The organism is Gordonibacter pamelaeae 7-10-1-b (genome assembly GCF_000210055.1).
Classification (GTDB): Bacteria; Actinomycetota; Coriobacteriia; order Coriobacteriales; family Eggerthellaceae; genus Gordonibacter; species Gordonibacter pamelaeae.
This window is the reverse complement of record NC_021021.1, coordinates 832,162-836,246: the sequence shown is the minus strand read 5'-3', so window position 1 is coordinate 836,246 and position 4,085 is coordinate 832,162. Positions and strand designations below refer to the sequence as shown.

The 4,085-nt window shown below is 68.4% G+C and carries 5 protein-coding genes and 1 pseudogene; all 6 read left to right on the top strand.

Going from position 1 to position 4,085, the window contains the following annotated elements:
- The coding region (locus GPA_RS03980; RefSeq protein WP_041239026.1) for a leucine-rich repeat domain-containing protein at nt 1-1,001 on the top strand (1,001 nt) is incomplete at its 5' end.
- A gap of 149 nt (nt 1,002-1,150) precedes the next feature.
- Nucleotides 1,151-2,890: a GGDEF/EAL domain-containing response regulator gene (locus GPA_RS03975; RefSeq protein ID WP_231847557.1), complete on the top strand. Its 1,740-nt coding sequence runs from the start codon at nt 1,151-1,153 to the stop codon at nt 2,888-2,890.
- Nucleotides 2,891-2,894: 4 nt separating this feature from the next.
- A pseudogene (locus GPA_RS20615) lies at nt 2,895-3,065 on the top strand (hypothetical protein); the annotation flags it as partial.
- Between the two features lie 40 nt (nt 3,066-3,105).
- Entirely contained in the window at nt 3,106-3,246 is a 141-nt protein-coding gene (locus GPA_RS19940) for a hypothetical protein (RefSeq protein WP_231847556.1), read from the top strand.
- A gap of 48 nt (nt 3,247-3,294) precedes the next feature.
- On the top strand, nt 3,295-3,591 hold the full coding sequence (locus GPA_RS03965; protein WP_015539005.1) for a hypothetical protein: 297 nt from the start codon (nt 3,295-3,297) through the stop codon (nt 3,589-3,591).
- A gap of 18 nt (nt 3,592-3,609) precedes the next feature.
- The coding region (locus GPA_RS03960; protein WP_041240043.1) for a TatD family hydrolase at nt 3,610-4,085 on the top strand (476 nt) is incomplete at its 3' end.

Below are 4,085 nucleotides of genomic sequence, written 5' to 3'. Positions count from 1 at the left end.
CCGCGTTCGAGGCCGCGAGCGCGTCCTTCGACGAGCCGGACTCGCTTCCCCTGGTGTTCCCCGGCTTCGCGCGCCAGGGCGCGCAAGGCTACCCCGAGTTCGAGTTCGACTTGGACAGCCTGTCGTTCGACTTGGCGGAGCAGGGCCGGGGCATGGTGCTGTACGCCGAGCGCGCGCCCGGCGCCGCCGTGGAGGGTTGGAGCCTGGTCAAGGCCACCAGCACGGCCTCGGGCATCGTGACGCTTCGGGAGGGCACCGCGTCGATCGGCACGGGCGCGTTCTCCGGGTGCGCGGGCGTGACCTCAGCCGACTTCGAGGCCGCCCGCGGCCTCCGCTCTATCGGCGATGCGGCGTTCTTCGGCGCGGGTCTCGCGGGCGCCGTGATCGTTCCCGGCAGCGTGGACTACCTGGGCTACGGCGCGTTCACAGCCTGCACCGCGCTTAAGAGCGTGCATATCGAGGGGTCGCAGCTCGTCGATCTGGGAGCTTCGGCCTTCTCCGACTGCACCGCGCTCGAGAGCGTCATCTTCGGGCCGGCATGCGCTCTGGAAACCATCGGCGGCGAGGCGTTCTCGGGAACCGCCGTCGAGCGCATCGAGCTGCCCGACAGCGTGATCGTTCTCGACTTCTCAGCGTTCTCCGGCTGCTCGCGGCTCGCCGTGCTCGAGCTGCCCGCCGGCATCGAGGAGATCCGCTCCGACGCCTTCAACGGCTGCGCGAGCCTGGAAGCGGTCACGTTCTCGGGCGAGGAGCCTCCCCAGCTCGTCATGTACTCGTGGAACACGCCGTTCACGTTCGGCAGCGGCCTTCCCGACGGCTTCCGCATCGTGCTCGAGGGGGAGGCACAGCAGGACGATTATATCGAGGTATGGAAGTATCCCCTGGTGGGACGCGATCCGGGGAGTGATGTGCTGGAGCCTGAGGAGGACCTCGCCGGAACGAACGCTGTCCGCGCCCTGCTGGGACTGCCCCCGCTCGCCGCGCCGCCCGAACCTTCGTAGCCTTCGAGCGCGCGGGGCTTGGCGAAAAAGCGCGGCGTTTGCCCGTTTCGGGCGCGTATGGCTATAATGGATGGGTGAAAAACCGCGCACGACGTCGCGAATCCGCCCGTTGCATCCGGTTTGCCGAGCTCTCGAGAAAGTGGCCGCCCGTGGACGCTCCACGCACCATGCTCATAGTGGACGACTCCAAAGTCGATCGCACGCTGCTCGCGAACCTGTTCGCGGGGTCGTACAAGGTGCTCCAGGCCAGCGGCGGGCGCGAGTCGCTCGACGTGCTGGCTCGCGGCAAGGTGGACATCGTCGTGCTGGACATCGGCATGGAGGGCATGGACGGGTTCGCCGTGCTCGAGGCCATGAAGGCCGACCCCGACCTCGCCGACATCCCGGTCATCGTCGAAACCTGCGAGACGGCCCACGAGGAGACGGCGCTCACCTGCGGCGCGGATGACTTCATCGCGAAGCCCTTCAATCCCGTGGTCGCGCGCAAGCGCGTGGACAACATCGTGGTGAAGCACGTGCTGGAGCGCGAGCGCCTCCAGGCGGCTCTGCGCGAGACCGAGCTTCTGGCTGCCCGCCGCGCCCAGGAGCTCCTGCACGTGGCCGAGCACGACCGGCTCACGGGGCTGTACAACCGCACGGCCTTCTGCCGCAAGACCGCCGAGCTCCTGGCGGCGCATCCGGACGAGGAGTTCGCCGTCATCCAGTTCGACATCGAGCGCTTCAAGATCATCAACGAGCTGTACGGCAGCGCCAAGGGCGACGAGGTGCTGCTGGCTATAGCCCGCACGCTCGGCGAATGGCTGCACGTGGCGGGCGTGTACGGCCGCATGGAGGGCGACCGGTTCGCCCTGTGCCTGCCGCACGACGTGGCGCTGGAGGGCGATTACGTCCGGGCGCTCGAGGAGGCCGTCGCGGCGACGGAAGTCGACCGTCAGGTGGTGCTGTACTTCGGCGTGTACGAGATAGAGGATCGCACCATGCCGGTCGACATCATGTGCGACCGCGCGAACCTGGCGCTGCACTCCGTCAAGGGCGACTACAACACGCACTTCGCCCTGTACGACAGCGACATGCACCAAACGTTCCTCGCCAATCACGAGCTGGTGGGCGAAGGCGAGCGCGCGCTGCGCGAGGGGCGCTTCGAGCCGTTCGTGCAGCCGGTGTTCGACCTGGCCACGGGTGCGCTGGTGAGCGGCGAGGCGCTCGTGCGCTGGCGCGACCCGCAGAAGGGGCTCGTTCCGCCTGGGCAGTTCCTTCCCTTCTTCGAGAACAGCGGCTTCATCATCCGCCTGGACGGCCATATCCGCGAGGCGGTGTGCCAGCTGCTCGTGCAGATGTCCGAGCAGCGCTCCTCGTGCCCGCCGGTATCGGTGAACGTGTCGAGGCTAGAGTTCTACGACCCGCGGTTCTGCCAGAACCTCATCGACCTGGTGAGTCGCTACAACGTGCCCCCATCGCTTCTGCGCCTGGAGATCACCGAGAGCGCTTACGCCGACAACCTGCCCCAGCTTTTGGAGGCCGTGGCGCAGCTGCAGAGCCACGGCTTCACGGTGCTCATGGACGATTTCGGCGCCGGGTACTCGTCGCTTAGCATGCTGCGCGACGTGCCGGTGGACATGATCAAGCTGGACATGCGCTTCCTCGGAGACGGCGGCGCGGGCGCGCAGGAGCGCGAGAAGGGCATCTTGAAGGCCATCGTTCCCATGGCGAAGTCGCTGGGGCTGCCCATCATCGCCGAGGGTGTGGAGACGGCCGACCAGGCGGCGTTTTTGAAGAGCATAGGATGCGACTACGTGCAGGGCTTCCTGTACGCACGCCCCATGCCGCGCGACGAGTACGTGGCGCTGGTGGCCGCAGCCGCGGCCGCGACGCCTGGCGAGAGGGGCTGAGGGCATGGACGAGGCGCGCGGGAAGCTGGCGGCGCTCGGCATAGAGATGGATGCCACGATGAAGCGCTTCTGCGGCGACACGGACCTGCTGGTGGAGATGCTGCGCGAGTTCGCCGCGGAAGACTTGCTGGAGCGGCTTCCCGCGGCCATCGCCGAGTCCGACGGCGCCGCCATCGAGCGCGCGGCCCACGCCGTGAAGGGCACGTCGGCGAACCTTGGGCTTCACGGAGCTGAGTGCGCGCTGCGACAAGGTGGTCCAGGCGGCGCGTGCGGGCGAGCTCGACGGCATCGAGGGGTTGGGCGCGGAGGCGCTGGCGTGCTACCGGGACGTTCGCGCGGGCATCGCCGCTCTCTGATATGATGGAGTCTTCCGTTCGGCTGTTCGATAGAGGGTAGGTTTCTCCATGTCCGAATCTGCAGAGCCCGTGTTCTTCGATACGCTGTTCCACCGCAAGCGCAAGCACGGCAAGTGGGACACCGTCGACGCGCCCCAGCTGGAGGGGCTGGTGGCCGACACGCACGCCCACCTGCAGCTGCTTAACGACCCGGCGCTCGCCCTGGCGCGCTGCGCCGCGCACGGCGTGGGATTCCTCTGCACCATAACCGACGTGTACGAGGACGGCCCCGTCACCTACGACCGGCTCGATGCCTGGAGGCACGAGGCGGCGGTGGACGTTGCCCGGCTCGTCCACCGCTGTTGAGGCGACCCCTGCCCGCGCGTGCCGCGGGTGCGCATCGCAACCGGCTGCCATCCCCACAACGCGAAGCACTACGACGACGCGCTGGAGGCCGCGCTGCGCGAGCGGCTGGCCGATCCGCGCACGTCGGCCGTGGGGGAGATCGGCCTGGACTTCCACTACGACTTCTCGCCCCGCGACGACCAGCGCTCGGCGTTCCGGCGCCAGCTGCGCGTGGCGAGGGAGTGCGGCCTGCCGGTGATCCTGCACGTGCGCGAGGCGCACGACGAGGCGCTGGCCATCATGCGCGACGAGGGCTTCCCTGAGGCGGGAACGCTGCTGCACTGCTTCAACCTGGATTGGAACGTGCTGGAACCGTGGGTGGAGGCCGGCTGCTACGTGGCGTTCGGCGGGCCGCTCACGTTCAAGAAGAGCGACGACGTCCGCGAGGCCGCGGCCCGCGTGCCGGCGGATCGCCTGCTCACCGAGACGGATGCGCCTTACATGACGCCCGAGCC